Here is a 3,305-nt window from a genome sequence, read left to right on the forward strand (position 1 = left end):
CTGTCCGCACTGGCTCCCCGGGCAGGACTCGAACCTGCAACCAACCGGTTAACAGCCGGCCGCTCTGCCTGTTGAGCTACCGAGGAACATTTCGGACAAAATTATATGGAATTCGGCCAATTTGTCAAACCGGGCCGGCCCAGCACGCGCCAGGTGCGGCCCCGCCACACAGCCGGCGCCGGCGCTCTTTCCATTCGAACCAGGCGGCGCGGCGAAATGAAGACCGCAAGACCGAACGCGACGTTGCCGCTGGTTTGTCCATTATACTTGACACGCAAACCGTTTTGTGTTATAATGCAGTAGACAAATAGAACTGGCGTTCACCTCTTTTCTGCGAGGGGCTATGCGCAAGCACAATGGCAAACGTCCAACCATCGCGGACGTCGCTCAGCGCGCAGGGGTCAGCAAGACCGTGGTCACCCATGCCCTGAACGGCAAACGGCCGGTCTCCGAGGAGACGCGCCGGCGCATTTTCCAGGCCATCGAGGAGTTAGGCTATCAGCCGAACCCCCTGGCACAGCGTCTGGCCGGCGGACGCACCGGCATCATCGGCTTCGCCTTCCCCCTCGTCACCCCCGGCATCGCCAATTTGGAAATGAAGATCATCGCCAGCGCCGCCAACGTCTTCAACCAGGAAAATTACGACTTCCTTCTCCTGACACACGCCGCCCCAAGCCATGAAAACCTGCGCCGGGTGGTACAGAGCGGATTAGTGGACGGCGTCATCTTGCTCCAGGTGCGTATGGTAGACCCTCGCATCGACATCCTTCGCCAAGCGAATCTGCCCTTCGTCCTCTTCGGCCGCTGCGCGGACAACGCCGGCCTCGTCTACGTGGACATGGATGTGGAATATGCGATGCACGAATGCGTGGCGCATCTGGCTGAGTTGGGCCATCGGCACATCATGTACTTCCATCAGGAAGACCGGGGCTTCGGACTCGTCGAACGGGCGTTGGAATCCTTCGCAGAGGCATGCGCCAGCTATCACCTTTCAGGGCAAACCCTCCCGTGCGGCGTTTCCCCCGAGGCCGGCGCCGAGGCAATGGGCCGGCTAGTGGAACAGTATCCCCAGACCACGGCGGTGATTTTCTGGACCGATATTGCCGCCTGGGGCGCTATCAACGCCGCTAAGGCGCGCGGCATTCGTATCCCAGAGGACCTTTCCCTGATCTGCTTCGACCGCTCCACTGCGGCCGCGCTGGGCACCTTCCATCCCACGGCGATCGATATCCGAGCCGACGAGTCGGCGGCGCTAGCCGCCCAGATGCTGGTCGCCCTATTGAAAAATGAGCCGCTATCAGAGACCCAAGTATTGGTCCGGCCCTACTTTATCGCCGGCGAGAGCACCGGCCGGTGTCCCAACCACGAGGTACAAGGGGGAGGTGAAAGCCTGTGAAAGCCTGGCAAGCTGGATCCGATCATGATCAGGATGCGCCTTGGTCAGCCAAACGATGCAATCTGAGGAGGGTCAAGATGAAACACAAGTGGTCGCTAGTCGGTCTCCTGATGGTCATTCTCCTGGTGCTCGCCTCTTGCGCGCCGGCACCCACGCCCCAGGTCGTCGAGAAAGTCGTCAAGGAAACTGTGGTCGTGGAAAAGCCGGTGGAAAAGACAGTGGTGGTGGAAAAGACCGTCGAAGTCCCAGTCGAGGCGAAGCCAGAACCTATCACGGTTTGGGCGCGCTATGACCTGACCAACACCGAGGATCAGGCCGCCGTTAGCCTCAAGCAGTTGATCACCTCGTTCGAAGCCACCACCGGCATCAAGGTCAACTACGAACAGGTCGCCTGGGACCAGATCGCGCTCAAACTGGCGCTCATCGCCCAGTCTGGCGGCGAAATGCCCGACGTCACCGAGCTTGGCAGCCAGGCAGTGCCTCAACTGGTCAGCGCCGGCGCCCTGATGGACATCACCGAACTGGTCAAGGATACTCCCTGGGCAAGCCAGCTCTCCAATGCCGATGCGCAGGCCTGCATCTACCAGGGCAAGCGCTACTGCGTGACCGCAGACGTGCGCGGCGGTGCCTGGTATTACAATGTGGCGGACTTCCCCAACGGCTGGCCCACCACCCCCCAGGACTGGCTGAAAGAGGGGGAGCGATTGGCCAAAGAGGGCAAATATATCTCCACCTTCTTCGCCGGCCGGCACTACGCGGCGGTCGAGCTGACCTGGGGCCCCTGGATCCGCTCCAACGGCGGCCATGTCTTTGATGCGGAGGGCAAACCCGCCTGGGCCACCCCTGAGACCGTCGAGGTAGTGAACTGGGCGCGTGAACTCCTGAGCAAGGGGTATATCCCCGAGACCTGCTTCACGGGTGATTTTACCGCCGGCGAGACGCCGTGGGTGGACGGCAAGGCCGCCTCGGTGCGCGGCGGCTCCTGGTCTTTCCTCTTCATCCCCGGCTTAAAGGACAAGATCAACGCCGGCGAGACGAAGCTCGGCTTGGCCCCGGCCTTCAAAGAGGGCAAACATTATGTCTTCCTGGTCGGCGAGACCTGGGCCGTGCCGAAAAACGCCAAGAACCCCAAGGGCGCCCTGGCGTGGCTCAACTTCTTCATGAACCCGCCGGTCCTGGCACAGTATGCCAGCAACATGTACGGCATTCCTACTATTGACGAAGCATTCCGGGCCTCCGCGTTCGACAGCGACTTCTACCGCGAAACCGCCAAGAACCTGGCCGAGAACGGTGTGTTCATGGAGCAGTCGCCCTATTACACCGAAAGCCTGGATGCCCTGGCCATCGCCCTGCAGGAGCTGATGCTGGATCCGAAGCTGGACCCCGCTACCCATCTGCAGCAGGCCCAGGACGAGGTCATCAAACGCTACTTCAAGTAAATGGCCTGAGTATCTAGCCGCCCTTTCGCCGGCCCATGGTGGCCGGCGAAAGGGCTACCCATTGGAATTCCTCTTCACACGATCCGCCGGCATCGCCCGGCCAAAAGGGATGCGTATGTATGCGGTAACAGAAAAAACCCGCGCGCGGGGATGGAGCAGGATATTCCAACAACGTTCCAGCCAATTATACCCGTATTTTCTGCTGGCGCCGGCGCTGGTCCTGATCGGCACCGTGAGCCTATATCCCACCCTGTACAGCTTTTATCTCGCCTTGACCTCGGTGCGGAAAGGCGCCATGGTCTTCGTGGGCCTGGACAATTTCGCCACCATCTTCGCCAGCCGGCAGTTCTGGCACAGCCTGCAACTGACCCTGATCTTCGGAGCCTTCTACATTACGCTGACCATGTTTATCTCGTTCATCCTGGCGCTCATCTTCAACCGCGGGCTGAGCCTGGGTGGCTTATGCATGA

At 60.6% G+C, this 3,305-nt stretch carries 3 protein-coding genes and 1 tRNA gene; 3 read left to right on the plus strand and 1 reads right to left on the minus strand.

The features are described from left to right. Positions 1 to 10: 10 nt before the first annotated feature. Positions 11 to 86, minus strand: a tRNA-Asn gene (locus H5T60_13220). Between the two features lie 257 nt (positions 87 to 343). Between H5T60_13220 and H5T60_13225 the strand changes: the two genes are divergently transcribed. The 3 genes from H5T60_13225 to H5T60_13235 all read left to right on the plus strand — a co-directional run. Beyond that, a complete protein-coding gene (locus H5T60_13225) occupies positions 344 to 1,396 on the plus strand; it encodes a LacI family DNA-binding transcriptional regulator (GenBank protein MBC7243391.1) in 1,053 nt (350 codons plus the stop codon). Between the two features lie 77 nt (positions 1,397 to 1,473). After that, positions 1,474 to 2,835 (plus strand): extracellular solute-binding protein, encoded by a 1,362-nt coding sequence (locus H5T60_13230; protein MBC7243392.1) that lies wholly within the window; start codon positions 1,474 to 1,476, stop codon positions 2,833 to 2,835. A 115-nt stretch (positions 2,836 to 2,950) separates the two neighbouring features. After that, on the plus strand, positions 2,951 to 3,305 hold a 355-nt coding region (locus H5T60_13235), incomplete at its 3' end, for a sugar ABC transporter permease (protein ID MBC7243393.1).

The organism is Anaerolineae bacterium, from assembly GCA_014360855.1.
Lineage (GTDB): Bacteria > Chloroflexota > Anaerolineae > JACIWP01 > JACIWP01 > JACIWP01.

Excerpts from the sequence above, each read along its gene's own strand:
- H5T60_13225 (MBC7243391.1), top strand. The coding sequence starts at position 344 with ATGCGCAAGCACAATGGCAAACGTCCAACCATCGCGGACGTCGCTCAG.
- H5T60_13230 (MBC7243392.1), top strand. The coding sequence starts at position 1,474 with ATGAAACACAAGTGGTCGCTAGTCGGTCTCCTGATGGTCATTCTCCTG.